The 24,694-nt window shown below is 47.2% G+C and carries 17 protein-coding genes and 1 pseudogene; 16 read left to right on the forward strand and 2 right to left on the reverse strand.

Annotation, left to right across the window (positions count from 1 at the left end; translation table 11 throughout):
- Positions 1 to 7 precede the first annotated feature (7 nt).
- Positions 8 to 994, reverse strand: coding sequence for a Na/Pi cotransporter family protein (locus MKX35_RS10330; protein WP_076284792.1), 987 nt, complete (start codon positions 992 to 994; stop codon positions 8 to 10).
- A gap of 99 nt (positions 995 to 1,093) precedes the next feature.
- Between MKX35_RS10330 and MKX35_RS10335 the strand changes: the two genes are divergently transcribed.
- Positions 1,094 to 2,518, forward strand: a complete 1,425-nt coding sequence (locus tag MKX35_RS10335) for a class I SAM-dependent rRNA methyltransferase (RefSeq protein ID WP_076284791.1) — start codon at positions 1,094 to 1,096, stop codon at positions 2,516 to 2,518.
- A 288-nt stretch (positions 2,519 to 2,806) separates the two neighbouring features.
- Positions 2,807 to 2,955, forward strand: a pseudogene (locus tag MKX35_RS10340) (alcohol dehydrogenase catalytic domain-containing protein); the annotation flags it as partial.
- Between the two features lie 25 nt (positions 2,956 to 2,980).
- On the opposite strand, the gene MKX35_RS10345 reads toward MKX35_RS10340, so the two are convergent.
- Positions 2,981 to 3,655, reverse strand: a complete 675-nt coding sequence (locus MKX35_RS10345; RefSeq protein WP_076299670.1) for a DUF4097 family beta strand repeat-containing protein — start codon at positions 3,653 to 3,655, stop codon at positions 2,981 to 2,983.
- 397 nt (positions 3,656 to 4,052) lie between these two features.
- Between MKX35_RS10345 and MKX35_RS10350 the strand changes: the two genes are divergently transcribed.
- The 14 genes from MKX35_RS10350 (at position 4,053) to MKX35_RS10415 (ending at position 24,683) form a co-directional block, all read left to right on the forward strand.
- On the forward strand, positions 4,053 to 4,853 hold the full coding sequence (locus tag MKX35_RS10350) for a MerR family transcriptional regulator (protein WP_076299669.1): 801 nt from the start codon (positions 4,053 to 4,055) through the stop codon (positions 4,851 to 4,853).
- A 293-nt stretch (positions 4,854 to 5,146) separates the two neighbouring features.
- The gene (gene addB / locus MKX35_RS10355; protein ID WP_076299668.1) at positions 5,147 to 8,659 is read left to right on the forward strand and encodes a helicase-exonuclease AddAB subunit AddB; all 3,513 of its coding nucleotides are present in this window, start codon (positions 5,147 to 5,149) and stop codon (positions 8,657 to 8,659) included.
- Between the two features lie 2 nt (positions 8,660 to 8,661).
- Entirely contained in the window at positions 8,662 to 12,780 is a 4,119-nt protein-coding gene (gene addA, locus MKX35_RS10360; RefSeq protein ID WP_076299718.1) for a helicase-exonuclease AddAB subunit AddA, read from the forward strand.
- Between the two features lie 41 nt (positions 12,781 to 12,821).
- The gene (locus MKX35_RS10365; protein WP_076299667.1) at positions 12,822 to 14,003 is read left to right on the forward strand and encodes an exonuclease SbcCD subunit D; all 1,182 of its coding nucleotides are present in this window, start codon (positions 12,822 to 12,824) and stop codon (positions 14,001 to 14,003) included.
- Between the two features lies 1 nt (position 14,004).
- The gene (locus MKX35_RS10370) at positions 14,005 to 17,418 is read left to right on the forward strand and encodes an AAA family ATPase (RefSeq protein ID WP_076299666.1); all 3,414 of its coding nucleotides are present in this window, start codon (positions 14,005 to 14,007) and stop codon (positions 17,416 to 17,418) included.
- 366 nt (positions 17,419 to 17,784) lie between these two features.
- Positions 17,785 to 18,144, forward strand: coding sequence for a histidine triad nucleotide-binding protein (locus MKX35_RS10375; protein WP_042130338.1), 360 nt, complete (start codon positions 17,785 to 17,787; stop codon positions 18,142 to 18,144).
- A 139-nt stretch (positions 18,145 to 18,283) separates the two neighbouring features.
- Positions 18,284 to 18,457: a 30S ribosomal protein S21 gene (gene rpsU, locus MKX35_RS10380; RefSeq protein ID WP_036657994.1), complete on the forward strand. Its 174-nt coding sequence runs from the start codon at positions 18,284 to 18,286 to the stop codon at positions 18,455 to 18,457.
- A gap of 15 nt (positions 18,458 to 18,472) precedes the next feature.
- The gene (locus MKX35_RS10385; RefSeq protein ID WP_042190953.1) at positions 18,473 to 18,916 is read left to right on the forward strand and encodes a GatB/YqeY domain-containing protein; all 444 of its coding nucleotides are present in this window, start codon (positions 18,473 to 18,475) and stop codon (positions 18,914 to 18,916) included.
- A 139-nt stretch (positions 18,917 to 19,055) separates the two neighbouring features.
- On the forward strand, positions 19,056 to 20,420 hold the full coding sequence (locus tag MKX35_RS10390) for an NfeD family protein (RefSeq protein WP_076299717.1): 1,365 nt from the start codon (positions 19,056 to 19,058) through the stop codon (positions 20,418 to 20,420).
- A gap of 63 nt (positions 20,421 to 20,483) precedes the next feature.
- Entirely contained in the window at positions 20,484 to 21,485 is a 1,002-nt protein-coding gene (floA, locus tag MKX35_RS10395) for a flotillin-like protein FloA (RefSeq protein ID WP_042190951.1), read from the forward strand.
- Positions 21,486 to 21,503: 18 nt separating this feature from the next.
- A complete protein-coding gene (locus MKX35_RS10400; RefSeq protein WP_076299665.1) occupies positions 21,504 to 22,055 on the forward strand; it encodes a hypothetical protein in 552 nt (183 codons plus the stop codon).
- A gap of 169 nt (positions 22,056 to 22,224) precedes the next feature.
- Complete coding sequence (yqfC, locus tag MKX35_RS10405; RefSeq protein ID WP_060621997.1) at positions 22,225 to 22,518, forward strand: sporulation protein YqfC; 294 nt, start codon at positions 22,225 to 22,227, stop codon at positions 22,516 to 22,518.
- Positions 22,515 to 23,696, forward strand: coding sequence for a sporulation protein YqfD (gene yqfD / locus MKX35_RS10410; RefSeq protein WP_076299664.1), 1,182 nt, complete (start codon positions 22,515 to 22,517; stop codon positions 23,694 to 23,696). The genes yqfC and yqfD overlap by 4 nt, the downstream gene beginning before the upstream one ends.
- 15 nt (positions 23,697 to 23,711) lie before the next feature.
- Positions 23,712 to 24,683: a PhoH family protein gene (locus MKX35_RS10415; RefSeq protein ID WP_042190944.1), complete on the forward strand. Its 972-nt coding sequence runs from the start codon at positions 23,712 to 23,714 to the stop codon at positions 24,681 to 24,683.
- Positions 24,684 to 24,694 lie beyond the last annotated feature (11 nt).

The raw sequence follows: 24,694 nt of genomic DNA on the forward strand, positions 1-24,694 counted from the left end.
TATATTGTTACGATTGAAGACGTTTCTCCAGTCTTGACCATACAGGCAGGTAACATAATGGCAGTGCGATTAGCGAGCATACTACATTAAAAATAGTCTGTGCATGGGCGATTTGTGAGGCGGCTCCTCCGCCAATCCATGCAGCAGTTGCTTGTAGGGGCCCAATAAGAGGTAGGAACAGTAGCGCACCGCCTACATTGAGCGCAACATGCGACCAAGCGACGAAGACGCCGGAAGATGAGCCGCCGATGGAAGCAATGACTGCCGTGACGCAGGTACCGACATTAGCACCGAGCACGATGGCTATGCCGAGCTCTGGCGGCATGGCACCCGAGGCGGCAATACCCATGGCCATGGCTATAACTGCTGCGCTGCTATGTAACAGGGCAGTTAAGCAGGCACCTGCGGCGAGTCCCCATAGGGCACTTGTGGCGGCATGATTCAGGAACCAGAGGAATAGGCCACTCTCTTGAAGAGTTCCGCCGATGGATTGCATGACTGCGATTCCCCATAAGACTAGGGCGAATCCTGATACAGCCAGGCTGATGAATTGCAGCGGCTCTGATATTTTCCGGCACAGTGCTACCGCCCGTGACGTATGTGGTAACTCGCCTGCTATAACCGCAGCTGCCCACAGACTCAGCGAGGCAGCCAGCAATGGGGAGGCCATGGAATTGATCTGAAGTCCGATCAGTTCTGTGGTCAAAGTAGTGCCGATGTTGCTACCTAAGATAATGCCTAGTGTACGAGCATAGGTGAGCAGGCCGGCATTCACCATACCGATCGTTAGCACGGTTACAGCCGTGCTGCTCTGAAGCAGGGCCGACAGCAAGCTACTGGCAATCATTCCTTTGATTGGTGTAGAGGTAGCCTTATTAAGGCTTCTAGTCATCAGAGGGCCTGCGAGCTTGGACAAGGCTGTTTCCATAAGCTTCATGCCAGCCAGAAAGATAATAAGACCATATATGATAGGGAAAAGCAGTTCACGGAACATAGGGCATACTCCTTTGGACGAGGGTTGTACACCAATATATGAAAGTAACAAGTAGGACATGTATAAAATCATTTTTAGAAAAACAGGGAGTTGAAGTCATTGGCATCGGTTATTTTAGAACGCAATCGTAAAAAAAGACTGGAGCAGGGCCATCCATGGGTCTACGCAGGTGAAGTTGCATCAGTTGAAGGAAACCCAGAAGCAGGGGGATTAGTAGATGTCCTAAATCATCAAGGCCGGTTTCTGGCTGTAGGATATTACAATCCAGCATCGCAGATTCGGGTGAGAATTGTATCACAGGGACCGTTGGCTATAATGGACACCGCTTTTTTCGCAGAACGGTTTACGAATTGTCTACAGCATAGAGAACGTTTCCTTCCTGGGGCAGATGCTTACCGTTTGGTTTATGGAGAGGCGGACTTTTTGCCAGGGCTTATTGTGGATCGATTCGGGGATATTCTGGTTGTGCAGCTCCTTACACTTGGAATGGACAAGCGCCGTGCAGAGATTGTTGAAGCACTTGTACAGATTATGGCACCGCGTGGTATTTATGAACGCAGTGATGTTAGCGTGCGCGAACTGGAAGGGATGGAGCAGACTACAGGTGTGCTGTACGGGGAATGCCCACGTCATGTTACCGTAAGTGAGAATGGCCTTAAGCTGGTAGTAGATATCGAAGAGGGCCAAAAGACAGGCTACTTCTTTGATCAGCGTGAGAATAGAGCATCCATTGCCCCACTCATGAAGGGCTGGGGTGGACGAAGTGGCATTACGCTGCAAGAAATCGAAGCAGAAGATGGCTCGTTACAAACTTTGCCGGTAAACAAGAGTGGTAAACACGTAACCTTCCCTTATTGGGATGGTGCTACTGTGCTGGAATGTTTCTCGCACACAGGCAGCTTCACTCTGCATGCTTGCAAGTATGGTGCGAAAAAAGTAACCTGCCTTGACGTTTCCGCTCATGCCATAGAGAGTGCCAAGGTCAATGTGGATCTGAATGGCTTTAGTGATCGAGTGGAATTTGTAGTGGATGATGCTTTTGCCTACCTGCGCAATCAGGTAAAAGGTCTGGAGGAACGTTCGGAGCGGGCGACGATTGCAAGTGGAACGGAATCAACAGTAGCGTCTACAAATGCTAAATCCGGAGGCAAAACAACCAAAACGGATACTTCCAAACCGATGACAGCAGGTGGAGGTAAAACTTGGGATGTAGTTATCCTAGACCCTCCAGCGTTTGCGAAAACTAAAAGTGCAGTAGCAGGTGCTTGCCGTGGTTACAAGGATATCAATCTACACGGCATGAAGCTGGTGAACGAAGGCGGATATTTGGTTACTGCAAGTTGTTCTTACCACATGCAGCCGGATCTATTCCTTGAGACAATTGCCGACGCAGCTAAAGATGCAGGTAAAGTATTGAGACTTGTGGAATGGCGTGCCGCAGGCAAAGACCATCCGCAGATTCTAGGCGTTAACGAAGGACATTATCTGAAGTTTGCGATTTTTGAAGTGCGGAGTAAGAAATAAGCTGGCTGTTCAAATATAAGTAATGGATTTTAATCCGTAAAGGAGTCTTCGATCGAGGCCTCTTTTTACGGATTTTTTGCTATGTTCTAAGAAGAGTAAGATTCGGGATTAACAAGGTATGTCCGCTTAGTCCGAAAAGTTGCCAAAACAGCACGAAATTCATTAATAGCGACTCCTGAATCAGAATGTAATCCAGAAAGTATAAGCCGCTGTAATGCGGCTTATACTTTATTTTGATGGAAGTCACGATCAAGCTTAATTTTGGCCCTCGGGTACATCATAAGATAATCGATTTGCGGGTCGGATCAACAAATTTATCAAGGTGATTTTCCATTACAAGAGGAATATTTTATCGGTCATAGGCCGGTGGAATAGTCGAAGAGGTAGGACCAGAAGTTTCAAAAGTGAAACAGGGGTTATCCCTTGTATTTGATTTCATACGAGCCAATATTTAACTACTGGCTACTCAGAAAATTGTAAGGTAATATCGCCGTTATTTGTATAAGCAGATAATTTTTTCGAACCATTCTCTTTATTGGCAGGCAAATTGCTATCTCCTTTCTTTACCTTGCTTAAGATCGCGAAATCATCATATGACCCTGAAATTGAACCGCTAATATTTCCGTTTTTTGTTTCAAGGGTTATAGCCGTCCCTACATTCAATTTGTCCAGTTGGATATTTCCGTTATTTATGTTTACTTCCACTGTCCCTAAAAACACGATTGTTGGTAATACAATACTTTCATTTGATGTTTTTAAAGTTAAATTTTTTAAAGTTGCATCAGGTATCGATACCTGAATAGTTCTGGTTACTTGCGAGCCTTTTCCTCCGATATAGTCGTTCCATTCCTTATTACTGTCACTTACCATTGACAGTTCTTTATCGTCAGATAGATCAATCTTGTAAAAATTTTTCTCACTTTCATAGTAAACAATATGAATTTGTTCATCTTTAGATTGGAGAATATTTATTTTTTTGTCCTTTACATCAATTGTTAAGGTATCAATCTTTTGGGCAGGTATGGTGTAATTTTTTTCCTCCATGGAAGTGGAGTCGGAGGAACATCCTGCTAATGATATCAATAGTGTCACCAATATGCCTATAGTAGTTAGTAATTTTTTTGCAGTACTTTTCATTGTAAAATGCTCCTTCGTTAAATTATTTTTCTTTTAAATATAGCCAGTCCTACGAATGCCAATCTTAAACTGCATTGCAGACAAATTTCGATATGCAACAAAGCATTAGAGTTGAACATAATGATTTTGAAAAAGTCTACCCAAATATGTTGCAAGGGTTGAATTGGAATAAATACACAAAATGATAGTCACTAAAGTAGGATCTGTCAGCCAACCATACCAATATGAATGCATAGACAGCAATACATGTTTGATAATCCTTTGATATATGATTTAGTTCTTCATATTTGCCTTCCTCTCTGGTAATAAATTCATTTTGTATTTCGTTGCGTTTATCAGTCGCATATGTTTTAATCATCATAAACTTTTGTGTTACAAAAAGGTCAAGAGGGTAGATATGAACAACTATTTTACAATTAAGCAAGCAGCAGAGATCGTAGAGATGACCACTGAGACCTTACGGCACTATGATCGTATTGGATTAGTCAAGCCATGCCATAAAGATGAATTGTCGGGATATCGATACTATTCCGAGCAGGAGCTCTTAAAGCTGCAAACCATTGAACTGCTCAAAGCAATGGATCTTACTTTAATGGATATTAAAGATATTTTGCAGCAGAATGATCTCTCTAAAGTAATTGCATTTCTAAAACAAGCAGAAAAAAGAGCAGACGATAAAATTGCTCGACTGCAGTATGCAAAATCGAAAATTAAACGTGCCTATCTACATTATGAAAATAAGTTCTACGACGGTTATAGTCAAAGTGAAAATTACATTGTCAGACACATAGAGGAAAGGGTAATTATGCTTTCGAATAAAATGGAAAGCCCCACACTTAAGAATTTATGGGACTATCACAGACATTTCTATCAACAAATTGAAACGTCTCTGCATTCACAATTTCTGTTTGAAGATATGGCAGGAATGTTCACGACTGAAGGAATAACACGATTATTTGCTGTTTGCTTGAAATATCCGTCTTTAGAGGGGCTGACTGTGCTACCAGAAGGGGACTATCTGTGTGCAATTTGTACCGAAGAGAATAAGAATGCTGTATTACAAAGTTTACTTGAAAGGGCAAAGACGGAATACGATGTGTGTCCAGATTTTGTTCTTCATAACATTATTGTGACTGGAATATTGCAGTGGGATTATCAGATACAACTGTTCATTAAGAAGGAAAAGAAAAATGTTTGATTGAAAGTCGCTAATTTAGCGGCTTTTTTTGATTAAGGAATCACGTTTCTTGCTTAACAAACTAGAAATACTAAACAGCAAGTCACCAAAATACGATAGTTGCTGTTTACTTCGTAGCTTTTTTATTGTAAATCATTAGAAAATACTAGCAAACGCATGTTCTGATATGTGCAGCTATGTTATACTGAGGGGACGAGGAACGACTGAACTTTTTCATTTGAACATTATCAAACGGTGAGTATTTCACCTTGTATCATATACATTTTCTCCGCTACGGAAGGAGTCTATCATTTATGTCGGTAACCTTTTTACTAGGCCGCTCTGGTAGTGGCAAGACAACAAAAATATGGGAGTCTATTTCTTCTTCATTAGAGAAGGAGCCTCTTGGCGCGCCGATCATTATTCTTGTACCGGAACAAGGTTCCTTTGGAGCAGAACGGGGGCTTTTGACCGTAGGGAATGTGAAGGGAAGCATTCGGGCGCAGACACTGAGCTTTTCTCGGCTTGCCTATCGAGTGAAACAGGAAACTGGAGGCAGCGCTAGTCTGCCGATCAGTGAAGAAGGTAAAAAGATGTTGATTTACAAAATCATCAGTCGCCGTAAAGAGGAACTGAAATTATTCGGTGCCTCTGCCGACAGACCGGGTTTTGTCGAACGGTTGAATCAACTGCATACGGAGATGAAGCGTTGCTGCTTGGCTTCCTCTGATTTAGAGGAGCAGTTATCCGCAATGCGAGGCGCTATTGCAAGAAGTCCTATTCTTGAAGGCAAGCTGGATGATTTACAGCTGGTATTCAGCGATTTAGAGAAGGAAATGTCACGCCTCTATATCGACGAAGAGGATCGTTTAGCGGAACTAGCTGAGCATATTCCTGATTCCTCTTACATTCGCGGGTCGGAGATTTGGGTAGATGGGTTCCACGGCTTTACCCCGCAGGAATTCGTAGTGCTTCGAGAATTGATGCAGCAAGCATCGAAGCTGACCGTGTCCCTTACACTTGATCGTTCGTATCCCTATGGAGATCAGTTGAATGAGCTTGAATTGTTTCACCCAACTGCGGTTACTTACATTAAACTGCGTGGAATAGCTGAAGAGCTGGGCATTGATGTGTGGGACGAGCTTCTGGAGCCAGCGGTTCTTCCGCGTTTTGAAGAAAGTCCTGTTCTTGCTCATCTCGAAAGGGGATATGACCGCCGAAAGGTCTGGATGGGTGCAGATGAACTGGCAAATGAAGCGATATCTATAGGCGCAGCAGTTTCTCATAGAGCAGAGGTTGAGGGAGCACTGCGTGAAATGATCAGACTGGCGCGAGATGAAGGTGCAAAATATGGTGAAATGGCCGTATTGATGCGTAATATTGGAGATTACGAGCAACTGATTAAACCGTTGTTCCAAGATTACGGAGTACCTTTTTTTCTGGACCAGAAGGTAAATGAGCTGCACCATCCATTGGTAGAGTTTGTACGCTCCGCATTGGATGTGGTGCGTCGACGCTGGCGCTTCGAGGATGTATTCCGCTGTGTAAAGACAGAGCTTTTGCTACCGCTGGACGGTAGTATTACGCGTGAGGATATGGACGCCTTAGAGAATTATGTGCTGGCTTGTGGTATTCAAGGGTATCGCTGGACGGATGGCCGTTCATGGAAAGGGATTCCTAGCTTGTCGCTGGAAGGCGGCAGACAGATGGATGAAGAACTGCTTGCTACAATGGAGCGATGCCGTGCTAGTATAACGGGACCTCTATTTGCTTTTGAGAAACGGATACAGAATAGTAGAAGCGGCCTTGAACTATGTACCGCAGTGTACAAGCTGCTTGATGAGACGGATGTTGCCCGAAAGCTGGAGAAACTTAGTGTCGGTGCTATGGAGAAGGGGCAACCCGAGAAGGCTAGAGAACATAGTCAGCTGTGGGGTGCAGTGCTTGATCTGCTAGATCAGATCGTCGAGATGATGGGCAACGAGAGACTTGAATTTGATGTGTTCACCGGAGTCCTAGAGACAGGACTTGCTGAGCTTAAGATGGGACTTGTTCCTCCCGCGCTCGATCAAGTACTGGTTGGTAACATGGATCGGACTCGACCAACGGGAGTTAAATACGCTTTTTTGCTTGGATTTAATGAAGGTGTTGTGCCTGCGCAGTTTAAGGAAGATGGAATTCTCTCGGAAGGCGAACGCTCTGTGCTTGAGAACGCCGGTATGGAGCTTGCTCCTGATGCTTCTCGTAAGCTGCTGGACGAGCGGTTTTTGATCTATAATGCGCTAACGACAGGAAGTCGAAAGCTCTGGATTAGCTACGCCACTGCTGATGATGAGGGCAAGGCGCTTCTTCCCTCTGAGGTAATCCGTCATTTGCATAGAATGTTCCCAAGGGTTCATGAGCACAGCTTGGCAGCACTTCCACCTGCAGGACTACCAGAAGAAGTCAGAGATTCCATTCACCTCGGTTACATTGGTCATCCAGAACAGAGTCTTCGTGCATTGATTATGCAGCTACGCCAGTGGCGCCAGGGGACGGAGATACCTGAATTATGGTGGGATGTGTATAACTGGTTCGCTGCTGATGATATTCGTAGTCTCGAATTGAAACGTCTGCTCAGTTCATTGTTCTACCGTAACGTGGGAACGAAGCTAAAACGTGGAACAAGCCTTAGATTGTACGGTGGATCGACACTGCGAGGCAGTGTGTCCCGGATGGAGAAGTTTGTTGCTTGTTCCTTCTCCCATTTTGCATCTTACGGACTTAGACTGAAGGAACGCCAGTTATATAAGCTGCAAGCACCTGATATTGGACAACTGTTCCATGCTGCGTTAAGTGACATGGCGGTAAGACTGAAAGAAGAGGGCCGCGGCTGGGGAAGCTTGTCTCCAGAGGAATGTCGGCGTGAGGCAAGTGAGACGGTAGAACGTTTATCGCCGATGCTGCAGGGTGAAATTCTGATGAGCTCTAAACGTTACGGATACATCTCACGCAAGCTGAAAAATATTGTTGGACGTGCTTCTGTAATTCTGGGCGAGCATGCCCGCCGAGGCAGCTTTGAGCCGGTAGGGCTGGAGCTGGATTTTGGACCGGATAAGGAGTTGCCTCCTTTAAGAATTACGCTGCCGAATGGCTGTGTGATGGAGGTTGTTGGACGGATTGACCGTGTAGACATGGCCCGAGGAGAGAATGGAATTCTTCTGCGGGTGATTGACTATAAATCGAGTCAAAAAGACCTCAAGCTGCACGAGGTGTACTATGGATTATCGCTACAGATGCTGACCTATCTGGATGTGCTGCTTACGTACTCGGAGCAATGGCTCGGGCAACCGGCGCTTCCAGCAGGGACACTGTATTTCCACGTACATGACCCACTGTTAACCTCATCTAACGGGATGAACAAGGAACAGGCAGAACAAGAATTGCTGAAACGCTTCAAGATGAAAGGACTGCTTACAGCAGACCGCGAGGTAGTATCCCTGATGGATATGACTTTAGACAAAGGGTATTCTTCTATCGTGCCTGTAGCAGTAAAAGCTGATGGCAGTTTTTATAGTAGTGCTTCTGTAGCTACACCAGAGCAATGGGGACACTTATTATCATCCGTTCGGGGAACTATCTCGGATATCGGGACACGCATTACGGAAGGTGATGTGGCGATTGAGCCATACCGGATTGGGCAAGAGACAGCCTGCACATTCTGTTCCTTTAGACCCGTCTGCCAGTTCGATGATGCCGTGGAAGGCAATGGGTACAACAATCTGGGTAAGCCAGGGAAGGACGTTATTTGGGATCTGCTGTCCCGCAAAGGAGGAACTACACCGTGAGTATGAAGTTTGAAATAGAAGCGAAACCGGAAGGAAGCATATGGAGTGATGACCAGTGGCGCGCCATCGCTGAGAGCGGTGATGATATCCTCGTTGCCGCGGCGGCAGGTTCCGGTAAGACAGCGGTACTTGTAGAACGGATTATTCGCAAAATCAGCAAGGAAGAGAATGGCTTTAGCGTAGATAGATTGCTAGTAGCTACGTTTACCAAAGCTGCTGCTGCCGAGATGCGCCAGCGGATTAGGGAAGCACTAGATCGGGAGCTTGAGGAGAATGGAGAGAATGACCATTTACGCCGTCAGCTGTCGTTGCTCGGGAAAGCCTCGATTACAACACTACACTCCTTCTGTCTGGAAGTGATCCGGCGTTATTATCAGATTATTCCTATAGATCCTGGTTTCCGTATCCTGAACGAACATGAAGCAGAGATGATGCGGCAGGAGCTGCTTCAAGAGCTACTGGAGGAAAAATACGGTGAAGTAGGTGAAGATGGCGCGGATAGCGTATTTGTACAGCTTGCTGACTGGTTCAGTGGTGAACGCAGCGATGATGCGGTACATGCGCTCATACAGCGACTGCATGATTATGCACGCAGCCATCCTTGGCCAGAGCAGTGGCTTCGTGATACCGCAGCTGATTTCTCATTACCAGACACAGATAGCTTAGGTCGAACTCCTTGGGTGCTAAGTATTCTTGAAGAAGCGAAGTTGACCCTTGCGGGTGCAGCCAGTCAGCTTATCCAAGGCCGGGAGATCGCGCTACAGCCGGGTGGTCCGGCGCCTTATGCCGAGAATTTGACGACTGACCTTGAGATGGTAAATGCATTGCAGGAGGCTGTGAATGAACGGCCATGGGCAGAATTATATGATATTTTCATGGAAGTATACTTTGGAAAATTGAAAGCTTGTAAGAAGGATTCGACAGATCCTGGACTGCAGGAAATGGTTAAAGAACTGCGCGATAGTGTGAAGAAGAGTATTTTAGATCTTCAGAAGGCATTGTTTGGCCGTCCTGCAGATGTTTTTTTGAGAGAACTGAACGAGGCGGCTCCTCTTATGGCAGAGCTTGCTGAGACGGTGATAGCGTTCGGTGAACGTTATCGAATCGAAAAAGCAGGACGGGGTCTCGTTGACTTTAGTGATTTGGAGCATTATTGTCTGCAAATTTTGCGCCATCCTGATTCTCTACCAGGCCATTCCCTGCCTTCTGATGCAGCGATGGAGTACCGTGCTCAATTCGATGAGGTTCTGTTAGATGAATATCAGGATACGAATAGTGTGCAAGAAGAGATTGTGCGGCTTATCTCCCGCGAAACACCTGGTAACCGATTTATGGTCGGAGATATGAAGCAAAGTATTTATCGGTTCCGTCTGGCAGAGCCGGGGCTGTTCCTGGATAAATACCGTAGCTTTGGCTCTAAGAATGCCGGAGGTGGCAGCAATACAGTTGGCGAATCCGAGTTAAGCGAGTTATCTGAGAAGCCTAATGAATCGTCCGGCGGTTCGGTTATCGATCTAGCCCGTAATTTCCGTAGTCGTATGGAGGTTGTAAATGCCGTAAATATGATTTTTCGGCAGATTATGAACGAGACAGTGGCGGAGATTAATTATGACGAACGTGCTGAGCTTGTGTATGGAGCGAATTTCCCGGGTGCAGCAGAGAAGGGGCCAGATACTTTTTTTGCACCAGAGCTATTATTGATCGATCGCGGAGCGGCAGCAGGTAAAGTAGAAGAGACTGAGGACAGTGAGACTCCACTTCAGGAAAGCGAAGCTATTGAAAGTGAGACTGCGCAACTGGAAGCACGGGCGATTGCTCACCGCATTTTACAGATGACTGGCCTGAATGGCGGATCTCCGCTGCTTATTTATGATAAAGGGCTTAAGATTATGCGCCCAGTGATTTATGGTGATATCGTGATTTTGCTTCGTTCGGCGAGAATATGGACCCCTTTAATTATTGAAGAGCTTCGGATGGAGGGAATCCCTGCTTACGGGGATCTGAATAAAGGCTATTTTGAAGCTACAGAAGTAGAAATTGCACTCTCACTCTTAAAAATAGTCGATAATCCTCAGCAGGATATTCCACTCGCTGGTGTGCTTCGTTCACCTGTTGTTGGTTTAACTGAAGAGGAACTGGCTAAAGTTCGGATGTACAGCCATGGTTCTTTCTATCGTGCTGTACAAATGGCAGCAAACATGCAAGATGCAAACGAAGCTGAGGAAGAATACGATCTTTTCTCGGCTCATGTGATAGAAACAGCAAGTGCAGCGGAAGAGAAAGTTACCTCAGATAATAATGATGAAATCATTAATGAGGTGGAATCTGGAAGTGGAGCTTTACCGCAAATCAGCCTAAAGCTGAAGCATAAGCTTAAGAATTTTCTAGAACGGCTTGAAAGCTGGAGAGATGCGGCTAGACAAGGCAGTCTCAGTGAGCTGATCTGGCGTATTTATGGTGAGAGCGGCTATCTGGAATGGGTTGGAGGCTTGCCTGGAGGCTCACAGCGACAGAACAATCTTAAAGCTTTGTATGATCGGGCTGTTCAATTTGAGAATGATACTGCGGCGCGTGGGTTGTTCCGTTTTCTGGTGTTCATTTCACGGCTTCGTGAGAATGGCGGAGATCTTGGTGTAGCTGGTGGTGGCGGCGAAGAGGGCAATGGGGTCAGAATTATGACTATCCATAAATCCAAAGGCTTAGAGTTTCCTGTTGTTTTTATAGCGGGCATGGCGAAGCAGTTTAATCGGCAGGATTTGCATTCTCCTTTCCTGATGCACAAGGAGCTTGGCTTTGGGCCACGTTTTGTGGAGCGGGAAACACGGGTCAGCTACCCTACGCTTCCTTATTTGGCTATTAATCGTCGTACACGACTTGAATTATTGGCTGAGGAAATGCGGGTATTATATGTAGCTTTAACTCGTCCGAGAGATAAGATGATTCTAGTCGGTACCGTAAGAGATTTACCACGGAAAATTGCTAGCTGGAGCAGTGTGCAGAATCGGGATGAGCTACTGCTTGCTGATCATTTACTAGCCCGGGGTCGCAGCTATCTGGACTGGGTTGGACCGGCATTGATCCGGCATCCGGCGGCGGCTATTCTTCGGAAGCTAGGCGGCTCTGAAGGTACCGTCTCGACAGTGCTGCACAGCGATGTCTCGAACTGGAGCATCAGTGTGCAGAATGCTTCCGAACTGAATTCCGGGGCGTTCCTTCCTTCGGATAACTCAGAGGACAAAGCAGAAGAACGTCAATCTGTACTCAAGGCGCTGCAAAAAGGTGAATCTGTAAGTGTCTATGGATCAGTGAATAGCGATGAAATTGCTAGAAGACTAGAATGGCCCTATCCGTTTGCGGCTGCCTCTGGTATTCCTGCCAAAACCTCTGTTACAGAGTTAAAATCTTTGTTGTCGATGCAGGACCAGCCTTCTTATGATCTCTTAGAGGAAAGTGGCTATCCTGTCACCTCAACAGAAAACAATAAACGTACAGATGTGGCAGGAGCAGACAGTCTGCATTTGCGGCGTCCGAAATTTATGGAAAAGCGCAGTCTAACCCCAGCGGAGCGCGGGACAGCCTACCATACGGTTATGCAGCATATTCCGCTGGAGGGTTCTGTTGATCCTAAAGTTGTGGAAGAAACATTAGCCCGTTTGCAGAGATTAGCTATTCTAACTGCTGAGCAGGTGGAGGCGGTATCCCCCGATCAGATAGAGACTTTTTATACGAATGAACTTGGTCGTAGATTAATAGATTCTTCTTGGAAGCTTAGAGAAATGCCGTTCAGTTATATGCTTCCCGCAGGCGAGGCTTATGGAGGGCTCGATTATATGAATAAAGCCGTCACAGAGCTATGCCATGGAAATAATAATGAAGGCTTTAGTGAAGGAGTGCTGATCCAAGGGGTCATTGACTGCCTGTTCCGCGAAGAGGACCGGATTATTCTGTTAGACTATAAGACGGACTCTGTTTTAGAACATCAGGGTGGGTTAGAAGCGCTTAAGGAAAAATATCGTTTTCAGCTAGAGTTATACAGCAAGGCATTACATGATATTTTGGGAGAACCGATCAGCGAGATTTGGCTGTACTTTTTTGACGGCGGACATGCTGTGAAATTATAAATCTATTCATTACCGCGTAGGAGCGGGGAAAGAGGACGAAGATGCGGATATTGCATACGGGAGATTGGCACCTCGGCCGAACGCTGGAAGGAAGAAGCCGGCAGAAGGAGCAAGAGCAGTTCATAGATGAATTGGTGGAGATCGCCGATTTTCATAAAGTGGATTTGATAATGATGGCGGGAGATGTGTACGATTCCGTTAATCCACCAGCGGCTTCAGAACAACTATTCTATGAGGCTGCCGCAAGGCTGACTGCAGGGGGCAGGCCCCTTGTTGTGATTGCCGGAAACCATGATCAACCGGAGCGCGTATCTTCAGTTTCACCGCTTGTATTAAGGCAGGGGATTACATTAGTGGGGCTTCCTACCTCAGAGCCAGTGACTGTTCATGCTGCACGCACGGGTGAGATCGCCAAAATCGCAGCTCTTCCTTATCCCTCCGAGGCGCGTCTCGGTGAACTGCTTGCAGGAGATAGCGGAGAAGAGGAGCTTCGACTGGCTTATAGTGCACGGGTTGGCAAGCTCATGCAGCTGTTGGGACGGGAATTCACGCCGCAGACTGTAAATTTGGCGATGAGTCATATTTATGTGCTTGGTGGTGTGGAAAGTGATTCGGAACGTCCAATTCAAGTGGGCGGAGCGTATACCGTTGATCCTTCTGCTTTGGCTTGTGGAGCGCAATATACTGCACTAGGTCATCTTCATCGCGCACAACGTGTCAAAGGGGAAGGAATGATCCGTTACAGCGGATCTCCGCTGGCATACAGTTTTTCTGAAGCAGGACAGGCTAAATCGGTGACGCTTATTGATGTTGCGCCGGGTGGTGAGCCAACCTTTGAAGAAATTTATCTTCGCTGTGGGCGTCCGCTTGTAAGATGGAGCTCCACTGGTGGATTGCAGGAGGTATATAACTGGCTGGATGAAGGTAGAGATGCTTCTGCTTTTATAGATTTGGAGATTCGGCTTAGTGAAGCCATGTCGATGAATGATATTCAGCGCCTGCGCAAATCACGCGAGGGGATCATTCATATTCGTCCAATCTACCCGCAAATGGAGATGGAGCTCGAACAAACTGCCCGTTCACGAATGCCGGTGCAAGAATTGTTCCGTAAATTCTATCAGCGTCAGACAGGTGGAGCAGAACCGGAGGATAGCTTGATAGAGCTGTTCTTACAGCTAACCGAAGAAGAACGGCGTCAGCCGGAGGAAGGAGAGGAGAACTAAGGTGAAACCTATTCTATTAAAAGTAGCAGGATTACAGAGTTATAGAGAAATGCAAGAAATAGATTTTGAAAGTCTGTGTGAGACGGGTCTGTTTGGGATTTTTGGACCTACGGGCAGCGGCAAGTCTAGCTTGCTGGATGCTATTACTTTGGCGATGTACGGGAAAGTGGAACGTGCCGTTAATGGAACACAGGGGATTATGAACCACTCTGAAGATTCACTCAGCGTGGCGTTTACCTTTGAGCTCACTTCTTCCGCGGGGGCACATCGTTATCGTGTTGAAAGGAAGTTCAAGCGGACTGGTGAACAAACTGTCAGCAACACGATTAGCCGTTTCATTGAAATCACACCTGACGGTGATAATGTTATGGCGGATAAGCTCGCAGATGTTACACGCTGTGTGGAGGAGCATATCGGTCTAAAAATGGATGACTTCACGCGAGCGGTTGTATTGCCGCAGGGGAAATTTGCCGAATTCTTATCACTTCGTGGCGTAGATCGTCGGCAAATGCTGCAACGCCTGTTCCATCTGGAACAGTATGGCGATCAGCTGGCAATTAAGCTTAGTCGCCGGGTGAAGGAGAATGAGGCTGCGCTCCGCGCGCTGGAAGCGGAGCAGCAGGGTCTTGGCAGCGCAGGCAAAGGGGATGTAGAGGCAGCGGCGGAGCGCCTCGAGCAGGCCACCCTTTATGCTGCGGAATGCCGCCGCAAACTGGAGGCGGCGCTGCAGGTCTCGGAGCGTTTTGCGCGTATACGCGAGCTCCAAGAGGAACGGACCCGCCGCGAGTTACAGCGGCAGGGGCTGCTCGCCAAGGAGGAGGAGATTCTCCTCTTTGAACAGAAGCTCGGCCAAGCTGACGAGGCCGAGGCAAGGCTTCCCGCGCTGAAAGCATGGCGCAGCGCGGAAGAAGCCTTTAAGAGCCGATTGGCCCGCGCGGAGGGCCAATCGGTGATGGCCGCCGCCGCCGAGCAGGAGGCGGCGCGTGCCGCTGCCGTCGCGGCTGCTGCGCAGGCCGCACTTGCGGCGGAAGAGCCGGCCCTCCGGGAGGGGGCCGGCACCTACCGCCGCGCGCTCGAGCTCGAGTCCGAGCTCGGCGGCCTACGGCGCGAACTCGCGGCTCTGCGCGAGCGCCGCGAAGAGGCCTCCCGCAAGCTGGCGGAGCTGCGGGAGGGAATGGCCCGGGAGCGTGAGCTTTTGGCCAAGGGCCAAAAGCGCCAGCAAGAGCTGCAGCAGAGCTTGCAGCCGCTCGGTGTCCGCTCTCAGGAGCGGCAGTCTCTGCAAGAAGCGATGCAGAGACTGCAAGGGCTGCACTCCGCCGAATCCCAGTGGGATAAGGCGGAGAAGGAGCGCCGCGAGCGTGCCGCTGCACTCGCGGCTGCGCAGGCACGACTCGCGGAGGCCGAGGGCCGTCGCGAACTGCAGGAAGCTGCTCGCGGGCAACTGATCCGCGAGGCGGCGCTGCATCAAGAGAAGCTGCTGGCGATAGAAGAAGCTGCGCGTACTGCAGCGGACCGCCTGGAGCAACATGTCAGCTCTTTGGAAGCGGCTATGAAGGATCAAGAGCTTCACAGACTGTCGTTAGGACTAGCTAAGGAGCTGGAAGAAGGACAACCCTGCCCTGTATGCGGCAGCGAGCATCATCCTGCACCTGCATTATTGCAGGATAGCTTAGAGCAACAAGAACTGGAAATGAAGCTTCAGCAAGTTCGAACATTGTCTAGACGGGCTTTGGAAGCTCGTCATCTGTTCCGTGGTCTTCGTGAACAGGATCAAGTATGGCTGGAGCAGGTATTTGGAAATGAAGTCATCGAAGCGGCAAATCACCCTGCAGCTGCAGGTTCAGAAGTAAGTAGTGCAGTTACTTCCACCGATTTAATCATTCCAGATGAAAAAGCCTTGGCAGAACTTGAAGCTGCACATTTGGGATTAAAAGGACAGTCAGGTGAAGTACGCCGAACTGCGGTACAGTGGCAGCAATCGATGCAGGAGGTCCAGCAACTGTGCCTCAAAGAAGCGGCAGCTGTCGCAGGTGAACGGAGCTGGGTAGAAGGAATTGCTGCCAAAGCTGAGGAACTCAGCGCCCAGCTAACGGCTCTACGGCAGAACTGGACACAGCAGTTCCCGGATCTGGCACCTGGAGAAGTGGAACAAGCTTACCGTGATCTGTTAGCTAAGGATGCACAAGCTGAAGAAATTAGATCTCGACTTGATATCAGTGTCAAGTTTCTGGAGGAGAAAAGTGCTTCAGTGCAGAACCTTCAAGAGACCATAACGGGGCTGGATAAAGAGCTGGCTCAGTGGATCACACAGATCGAAGGCAAGGAAGAATTGCAGCGTGAAAAAGAACAGCGTCTACTGGAGTGGACGAATGGTCGTGCTGCTGCTCCTCTTCTAGCGGAATGTGAAGGACGTCTGCAGGAATTGTTAACTGCTCTGGAGACAAGCAAGCAGTCACATCTCGCAGCGGCGGAGAAGGCTCAGCATGAGGTTAAGGAAGCAGCGATTACTCGCCAGGCTGCGGAATCTGCGCGTGAACATTACGTAGCAGCTACCAGTCATTGGGAACAAAGCTTGGCTTCTTCACCGTTTAGTTCAGCCACTGAGGTTGAAGGAGCAGCGCTCACATCCGAAGCAAGGGAAATGGCTTATTCCCGCGTACGTGCTCATCGTGCCGAAGAAGCTGAGGTCTCGTTGCAACTGCGTAATATTGAAGAGAAGCTTGACGGAGCCAGCTTAAGTGAAGAAGAATGGCAAGAAAGTCAGGGGATCTTAAGAGAAAGCAAGGCTGAGGATGAAGTATCTCTTCAGTCAAGAGCACGTGCAGAGCGTGATCTGGAGGACCTGCGGCATCGACATATTCGCTGGATGGAGCTCGAAGCTAAGCGGATTGAGCACGCTTCTATGCAAGATCAACTCTCCACACTACAGACGGTCTTACGTGGGAACGCCTTTGTTGAGTACATTGCTGAGGAACAATTGATGCAGGTGTGTCAGTCCGCTTCCCAGCGGCTTCGATTCCTGAGTAAGCAGCGTTATGCATTGGAGGTTGATTCGGGTGGCGGCTTTGTGATCCGTGATGACGGGAACGGCGGGGTGAGAAGACCTGTCTCAACCCTGTCTGGTGGAGAGACCTTCCTAACATCCCTTTCGCTGGCACTTGCTCTTTCAGCTCAGATCCAGCTGCGTGGGCAATATCCGTTACAATTTTTCTTCTTAGATGAAGGGTTTGGTACTCTCGACCCAGAGCTGCTGGATACAGTGATTACTTCACTTGAAAGGTTGCATAATGACCAGCTGTCTGTCGGTATTATCAGCCACGTTCCAGAGCTTCGTGCAAGGTTACCGCGCAAGCTGGTGGTAGTTCCTGCTGAACAAGGTGGAGGGGGATCTCGTATCCTTTTGGAAAAAATGTGAAGCATTTTAAACTGTGTGATCGATATCACAGATACAGCATCAACGCGCTGTTATAATACAGCTAAGCCGACATTACTTTAGAAACACCTCGGCGGACGTATGACCGGGAATGTACTCCTTTTCATACGTCCGCCGCCGAATCAGCTTTATAAGCTGTGAAGGGTGTTTCTCTTTTTTTTGCCTTTTTAGGCCCTACGGGTATATATATAGCTCAACTTCATTTGTAAACGGATTTCATTCTGTAATAGATACAGTTTTAGAGTGTGGATGTTGAATCTTCTAGCGTCTTTCGTAATTGGTGATTATCCTGTATGATTATCTTATGATGAAGTGGAATTTCACCAATTTTTAGGAGGCAAGCACTCTATGGAGACCGTGTTTAGCAAAATTATTGAGGGTACTATTCCTTCCAAAAAAGTATTTGAGAACGAACGTATTCTTGCATTCTACGACATCGAGCCGGCTGCACCGGTACATGTGTTGATCATTCCAAAGAAGTTCATTGCTTCCATGAATGATGTCACACCTGAGGATCTTCCGCTAATTGCAGAAATTCACAGTGTAGCGCAACAGATCGCTATCGACCTTGGGATTGCCGAATCTGGTTATCGTTTGATCAATAATTGTGGTCCAGATAGTGGACAAGCTGTGCCTCATCTTCATTATCACTTGCTTGGTGGGGCCAAGCTGGGAGCTCTCACAGGAAACTCAGCTTCTCACGCATAGTACAATCATTAAATGTTGAAGAACTTGCCAGAAAAAAAGAATAACACGAAGGTTGACACCCTATTTCCGTTTGACCTATAATGGAATTTGATAAACCGTGTTATGCTCTTGGACGGTATGGTCGGAGGGAGGGGAAACTGTGTCTGAAACGAAAGTTCGCAAAAACGAGACAATTGATGCTGCACTTCGTCGCTTTAAACGTTCCATCGCAAAAGATGGTGTCTTGGCTGAGGTGAAGAAACGCAAACATTACGAAAAGCCAAGCGTTAAGAAAAAGCTGAAGTCTGAGGCTGCTCGTAAGAGAAAGTTTTAGGAGGATTACCCACGCATGAATCTTAGCGAGAGATTGAACGAAGATATGAAGCAAGCGATGAAGAGTAAGGACAAGTTCACGCTCTCCACGATTCGAATGGTTCGTTCTACAATAAAGTATCTTGAAATAGATTTGAAGAGAACATTGGACGACAACGAAGTGCTTGATATCCTTAGTCGTGAAATCAAACAGCGCAAAGATGCCCTCCAAGAATTTGAATCAGCGGGTCGCGACGAGCTTGCCGCGAGTACGAAGGCAGAAATCGAGATTATTATTAAGTATCTTCCCGAGCAACTTTCCGAAGAAGAAATTAAAGCAATTGTACAGCAGACCATCCAGGAAACCGGTGCTTCTTCGAAAAGCGAAATGGGTAAGGTCATGAGCGCACTGATGCCTAAGGTCAAAGGTCGCGCCGATGGTAAACTCGTGAACCAAGCGGTTCAGCAATTTCTGCAATAATATAGCGCCAGCACCCCTTGTAAAAGGGGTGCTTTTCTTTGTTTTGAAACGTAATTACGCTTACAACGTAATAAAGTTTATGTGTCCCGGGTCAAGTTGAAGAAGGGAGGTAAAAACATTGAAAAGATTACGGAAAATTATGTTAGCCAGCATTCCAGTTGTTTTACTGCTACTGCTCTTAACGCCGTTTATCCCGAATGTCAGCGCTGATGTAACAGTACCAAAAGCACCGAATGCTGCGAATGGTGAGATGAAGAAAGGCCCTGTGTTTATTATTCCGGTTGATCAGAAAATTGAAAGAGGTCTGCAAAGCTTTTTGGAAAGAGGGTTCACAGAAGCTGCTAATTATGGAGCGGTTCTAATTGTACTGGAGGTGGATACACCGGGTGGACTGGTGAGTTCAGCAGAACAGATTGGGACGATGGTAAGAGATAGTGACATACCTACGGCTGCTTTTATTAAAGGTGATGCCGCTTCCGCAGGCAGTTACATAGCACTTAACGCAGGTGCAATCATCATGAAGCCGGGCAGCATGATCGGTTCTGCATCTCTAGTAGATAGTAGCGGCCAGAAAGTAGATGACGCGAAGATGGTCTCCTACTGGAAATCAAAAATGATTGGAGCCGCTGCTCTAAATGAGCGTGATCCTGATATTGCTGCGGGAATGGTCGATAGTAATTTGGTTGTGGATAAGCCAGATCTTGGCGTATCTAAAGCGCAGGGCGAAATTATTGCCTTGTCTAGTGACGAAGCTTTAAAAGCTGGTTATGCTGATCAAATTACAACCACTCCAGAAGAGGCGATTACTTGGTTAGGTTATACTACAGATGACATTTTTCGTGTGGAGCATACGGGTGCCGAGAAAATGTCGCAATTTCTGACGAATCCGATTATTATGACGATTTTGCTATTCATCGGGATCACAGGCATTGTGATTGAGTTGATCGTTCCGGGCTTCGGTGCACCTGGGATTATTGGGACATTAGCCTTTGTTTTATATTTTTTCGGAAATTCTGTAGCAGGGTTTGCCGGATCAGAGACTTGGCTTTTGTTCATAATCGGACTTGTCATGCTTGTGCTGGAGCTATTCGTGCCGAGCTTTGGGATATTGGGGATACTTGGTTCCGTGAGCCTTGTGGCAGGTGTCGTACGCGCAGCATACAGCTTCACACATGCATTGTTTAGTCTCGGTATCGCATTCGCGGCTGCAACAGTAGTCATTGTGATTGTGGCTGTCGCATTTAAAGAACGTGGAATTTGGAATAGGTTTATTTTAAAGGATACGCTCTCTAAAGATCAGGGATTTGTACCTGTTGAAGAGAAGTTAAGCTTAGTTGGAGCTATAGGAAACAGTATTACTCCACTTCGTCCATCCGGAACGGCTATGATTGGCGGCGAGCGAGTAGATGTCGTTACTGAAGGCAGCTTTATTAGCGTTAATGCACCGGTCTCTGTTGTAAAAGTTGAGGGCGGACGGATTGTGGTGAAGGAAATTAAGGAATAAGGTAAAAGATAAAAGGTATGGCGAATAGTAGCTCCACAATAATTTACTGGAGGTTGTAAAGTTATGGAAGCATCTTTAATTACTTTTTTGTTGATTGCGGTAGTTGTAGTCATTTTGTTGAGTGTCTTTTTAAGCTTCTTCCCGGTCATGCTCTGGATTTCTGCATTGGCGTCAGGGGTTAGGATTAGTATTATTACCCTAGTAGCGATGAGACTGCGTCGTGTAACACCAAGTCGAATCGTTAATCCAATGATTAAAGCGACTAAGGCAGGTCTTGGACTGAATATTAATCAACTGGAGAGCCACTATCTCGCAGGTGGTAACGTAGACCGGGTGGTTAATGCGCTTATTGCAGCACAACGTGCAGATATTCCTTTGGAATTTACACGCGCAGCGGCTATTGATCTTGCAGGACGCGATGTGCTTCAGGCTGTGCAAATGAGCGTTAACCCTCGTGTAATTGAAACACCAGTTGTTGCGGCTGTCGCTAAAAACGGGATTGAAGTTAAGGTAAAAGCACGTGTAACTGTACGTGCCAATATCGACCGTCTCGTGGGTGGTGCGGGTGAAGAAACAATCATTGCCCGTGTTGGTGAAGGGATTGTAACGACAGTAGGTTCAAGTGATTCACATAAAGATGTCTTGGAAAACCCGGATTTGATTTCTCGGACGGTATTGTCCAAAGGTCTGGATTCAGGTACTGCTTTTGAGATCCTCTCTATTGATATTGCGGATATCGATGTAGGCAAGAACATCGGTGCGTATCTTCAAACCGAACAAGCAGAAGCGGATAAACGTATTGCACAAGCTAAGGCAGAAGAACGCAGAGCAATGGCTGTCGCTCATGAGCAAGAGATGAAAGCACGTGTAGTTGAGATGAAGGCGCTGGTTGTGGAAGCTGAATCTCAGGTGCCTATGGCGATGGCTGAGGCACTCAGAAATGGTCAAATCGGTGTGATGGACTACATGAACATCAAAAATATCGAGGCGGATACCCAAATGCGCGGTTCCCTCGGCAAAATGAATGATCAGGACGACAATAACCGTCCTAACAATAATAAATAAAAGGGGATGTGAATCTCCATGAGCTGGATCTATATTGTTGCGGTTATTATCTTCGCGATTGTATCCAATGTGAACAAAGCTACGAAGAACAAACCCAAAGGTACTACACGCGGAGGGATGCCGACCTTTGGTGGAGGAGACGGGAATCCTCTCCACCGTAATAAGGATGTAGACGGGAACAGAGATCAGCCAGAACTGTCTGGTAGCGGGTTTCCTGCTCCTGTTACTACATCCTCCCGTGAGTATGACGCATCACCTGCCTTTCCAGAGCCTGCGTACATCCCGACACCAGATTATTCTACTGGAGAAGGTATGTCTTTGGAGCATGCTGATGACGGAGTTGAGTTACGCACACAAAGAATGCAGGAAGAGGTGCGGCGTCTTCAATCTGCTTTTGATGGAATAGCTGGAGCAGATCCCAGGTCGAAGAAGACGAAGAGTTCATCCCCTGATACAGATGTTCAGTCAAATAGAACAGGGAATAGGGATGAGCTGCGTAATGGTGTGGTTTGGGCGGAGATTCTAGGACCTCCGCGTGCTCGCCAGCCGCATTCCTCCCGAAGATCGTAATTTTCGGTCAAGTAACAATTAAGCCTTAGCTTTCTTATCTTAACGATAGGAAAGCTGAGGCTTTTTTATGTTTTTTATACCTGAAAGGTGCTCCTTTATGAGTTCTTCTCATAAACAAAAGCGTTGCCGCATAAGGTGTACAGAAGGCAGGAAGGGGGAGCGTCTACTTATGACCCGTATTGGCCGCAGGCTGCGGGGATGGACAAACGGGGTGTTGGATTTACCACAGGACTTACTACAGGAAATGCCCCGGATCACCCTGATCGGCAATAAGGAACTGTATATCGAGAATCATCGCGGCGTGCTGCATTTTTCCTCAGGCCAGCTTAAGCTCGCGTTAGCTAAAGGATCGCTTGAAATCACAGGCGAGGATCTTGTCATTCGCAATATTCTTGGTCAGGAGCTGGCGGTAGAAGGCATTATCGGAGAGATCAGATATAAAGAAAGCGAGGGGAAATCATGAAGGAACCACCTCTTTCATCACTGCGGGGATTCGTTACACTGCATGTGACGGGGCCTCAGGTGGAGAGATTCATTAATGTCATTTCTGAAGCAGGTATAGTGATTTGGGATGTGAGGCCCGCGGAGGGCGGCGCTTCCCTTAAGCTGCTTCTGAATGATTTTTATGTCCTCCGTCCGATTTTAAAGAAGACAGGCTGTCGGATGCACGTTACAGGAAGAAGCGGACTGCCTTTTTTGATGGCGCGGCTTTGGAAACGTAAATTTTTTGGCATGGGAATATTAGTATTCGGGATTATGCTCTTTATGTTATCCACGATGGTATGGAGCATTAGAGTCGAGGGGAATGAAAAAATTGCCTCTGAGGATATATTGGCAGCTGCTCGCCAGGAGGGGGTGTATCCTTTTCAATGGATATGGCGTCTGGATGAGCCGGACAAGCTCTCTAAGGGGCTCCTAGCCCAATTACCCGGCGTTTCATGGATAGGGGTGCAGCGGACGGGGACGAGCATTAAAATTCAGGTGGTAGAATCTAAACAGCCGGATATCAAACCTCTACTTAGTCAGCGGCATTTGATTAGCAGAACAGATGCGGTGGTAACTGAAATATATGCGGAGCAGGGCAGACCGGTTGTAGCGCGTAACTCACGGGTTAAAAAAGGGGATATCCTGATCTCGGGTGCTTTAGGCGACGAAGAGAATGTACAGTACGTGGTGGCTAAAGGTGAGGTTAAGGGTCTAGTGTGGCATGAATACAATATAGAAGTGCCTCTTACAACAACAAATAGCTCATATACAGGGGAGCGTAAAGATCGAACCTATCTGGTGCTTGGTAAATGGGCTATCCAGCTATGGGGTTATGGCGATTCTCCTTTTGAGAAATCACGAACACTTACTGAGCACGATCCGCTGTCCTGGCGGTCCATTAAGCTGCCGCTGGGCCTAATGACTGAGAAAGAAATGGAGATTAGTGAAACAAGTGAGACATTAACTCCAGAGGCTGGATTTGAAAAGGGAATAGAGCGAGCGAAGAATGATATTTTGGCGCGTTATGGCGTTGATAGCGTCATCAAAAGTCAAAAAGTTTTGCATGAGAAGAAAGAGAATGGTAAAGTTTATATGAAAGTGATCTTTGAAGTAGAAGAAAACATTTCCGAAGAACTGCCAATAGTAAACAATTGAGGAGAATGAGGCTACTTGTCAGAACAGACTGCAAGCATTCGTATTACTTTGCAAAATGCGGGAGAAGCGCAATCGCTGTTCGGCCCGCAAGATGGATTCCTAAAAATCATCGAGAGTGAAATTCCTGCTATTATTGATTCCCGTGAAGCAGAGTTAACGATACGTGGTGCGGAGCGGGAAGTAGACATGCTGGGACAATTGTTTAATGTGTTGCTGTCCCTCATTCGGAGCGGTTACATACTTACTGAACGTGATGTGCAGTACGCTGTGGAGCTGGCGAAAGACTTTCGGGTCGATCAATTGCTCGATTTGTTCAAGGGAGAAATTACAACAACTTTTCGTGGAAAGCCTATCCGTGTCAAAACGATTGGCCAGAAGCATTATGTGACAACGATCAAGAAGCGTGATATTGTATTCGGAATCGGTCCTGCAGGAACGGGTAAGACCTACTTGGCGGTAGTGCTTGCAGTTACGGCACTTAAAGAAGGTTCTGTTAAGCGTATCATTCTTACGCGCCCAGCTGTAGAAGCAGGAGAGAGTCTAGGGTTCCTCCCAGGGGATTTGCAAGAAAAGGTAGATCCATACCTTCGTCCGTTATATGATGCCTTATACGACGTTATGGGGCCCGATCAGGTGGCTAAGGCACTTGAACGGGGATTGATTGAAATTGCTCCGCTCGCTTATATGCGTGGTCGTACGCTGGATGATTCATTTATTATTTTGGATGAAGCCCAGAATACAACGCCTGAGCAAATGAAAATGTTTTTGACTCGACTCGGCTTCGGGTCCAAAATGGTGATTACGGGTGACGTTACCCAGATTGACCTGCCTCGCGGCAAGAAATCCGGTTTGATTGAGGCTAAAGCGATTTTATCCGGCATAGAAGAACTCGGTTTTGTTTATTTTGCGGAGCAGGATGTAGTACGGCATTCCCTGGTGCAGAAAATTATCGTTGCCTATGACCGCTCTGCCGAAAACCTCCAATAAAGGGGATTGTC

This window comes from Paenibacillus sp. FSL R5-0923 (assembly GCF_038009145.1).
Classification (GTDB): Bacteria; Bacillota; Bacilli; order Paenibacillales; family Paenibacillaceae; genus Paenibacillus_AQ.

Excerpts from the sequence above, each read along its gene's own strand:
- MKX35_RS10330 (WP_076284792.1), bottom strand. The coding sequence starts at position 994 with ATGTTCCGTGAACTGCTTTTCCCTATCATATATGGTCTTATTATCTTT.
- MKX35_RS10345 (WP_076299670.1), bottom strand. The coding sequence starts at position 3,655 with ATGAAAAGTACTGCAAAAAAATTACTAACTACTATAGGCATATTGGTG.
- MKX35_RS10350 (WP_076299669.1), top strand. The coding sequence starts at position 4,053 with ATGAACAACTATTTTACAATTAAGCAAGCAGCAGAGATCGTAGAGATG.
- addB (WP_076299668.1), top strand. The coding sequence starts at position 5,147 with ATGTCGGTAACCTTTTTACTAGGCCGCTCTGGTAGTGGCAAGACAACA.
- addA (WP_076299718.1), top strand. The coding sequence starts at position 8,662 with ATGAAGTTTGAAATAGAAGCGAAACCGGAAGGAAGCATATGGAGTGAT.
- MKX35_RS10365 (WP_076299667.1), top strand. The coding sequence starts at position 12,822 with ATGCGGATATTGCATACGGGAGATTGGCACCTCGGCCGAACGCTGGAA.
- MKX35_RS10375 (WP_042130338.1), top strand. The coding sequence starts at position 17,785 with ATGGAGACCGTGTTTAGCAAAATTATTGAGGGTACTATTCCTTCCAAA.
- MKX35_RS10385 (WP_042190953.1), top strand. The coding sequence starts at position 18,473 with ATGAATCTTAGCGAGAGATTGAACGAAGATATGAAGCAAGCGATGAAG.
- MKX35_RS10390 (WP_076299717.1), top strand. The coding sequence starts at position 19,056 with ATGTTAGCCAGCATTCCAGTTGTTTTACTGCTACTGCTCTTAACGCCG.
- floA (WP_042190951.1), top strand. The coding sequence starts at position 20,484 with ATGGAAGCATCTTTAATTACTTTTTTGTTGATTGCGGTAGTTGTAGTC.
- MKX35_RS10400 (WP_076299665.1), top strand. The coding sequence starts at position 21,504 with ATGAGCTGGATCTATATTGTTGCGGTTATTATCTTCGCGATTGTATCC.
- yqfC (WP_060621997.1), top strand. The coding sequence starts at position 22,225 with ATGACCCGTATTGGCCGCAGGCTGCGGGGATGGACAAACGGGGTGTTG.
- yqfD (WP_076299664.1), top strand. The coding sequence starts at position 22,515 with ATGAAGGAACCACCTCTTTCATCACTGCGGGGATTCGTTACACTGCAT.